General features: G+C 44.6%; 1 protein-coding gene. It reads left to right on the top strand.

Annotated features, from left to right (window positions below):
- On the top strand, positions 1-1,059 hold a 1,059-nt coding region (locus A3729_RS12470; protein WP_156497927.1), incomplete at both ends, for a cryptochrome/photolyase family protein.

Here is a 1,059-nt window from a genome sequence, read left to right as displayed (position 1 = left end):
TTGCTTTCATCTGTCATTGAACGCTGCGCTTGTCAGGTATTTGAATATCAGCAACCTGATGAATATCGACTGCATGTTCAACTACGTGAATTTACTCGAGACTTGGAGATCACCTCCCGACTCTATGAAACCGAGCATTTTTTTCTTGAGCACAACGAACTACCTCTATGGTTCGAAGGTGGCAGACATCATCGAATGGAAGGTTTCTATCGTAAAATGCGTAAACGCTTCAGTGTCTTGATGGAAGGAGGCAGCCCTTTAGGTGGAAAGTGGAATCACGATGAGGACAATCGTCATGCGCTCAAAAAGAAAGACTTAGCTGATATTCCCCAGCCACTGGTGTTTGAAAATGACGTAAGTGTCATTCTAAAACGGTTGAACGATCATGAGATTGTCAGTTTCGGTAATGCGAACATTAAGCTAGTTTGGCCGATTAACCATCGACAAGCGATGGCTCAACTTCAATACTTTTGCCAAGTATGCCTCCCGAAATTCGGCTACTTTCAAGACGCGATGACCTGCAATTCTCCTCACTCCTGGAGCCTATATCACTCACGGCTGAGTTTTGCTTTGAATGCCAAGATTATTAGCCCTGATGAGGTGATCGATGTCGCCATTGAAACATACTATCAACAGCAATCTAGTATTTCGATTTCGCAGATCGAAGGCTTTGTTCGTCAGATTCTTGGCTGGCGAGAATATGTTAGAGGAATGTACTGGGCCAATATGCCGGATTATACGGAACAGAATCGATTGAATGCGAGTAGACCTTTGCCAAGTTGGTTTTGGACTGGTGAAACCAAGATGGCGTGTATGAAGGAGAGTATCAAACAGTCTTTAGAGTATGCTTATGCCCACCATATTCAGCGCTTAATGATAACAGGTAACTTCTCTTTGCTGGCTGGTCTTCATCCCGATGAGGTAGATGATTGGTATTTAGGGATTTATATCGATGCCTTACAGTGGGTTGAGCTACCCAATACTCGAGGGATGGCCTTGTTTGCTGATGGGGGGTGGATCGCCACAAAACCCTATGCTGCGAGCGGCAACTATATCAAC

The organism is Oleiphilus sp. HI0043, from assembly GCF_001634935.1.
Note: the sequence above shows the minus strand (reverse complement) of the source record. Positions and strands in the feature narration are given on the sequence as shown.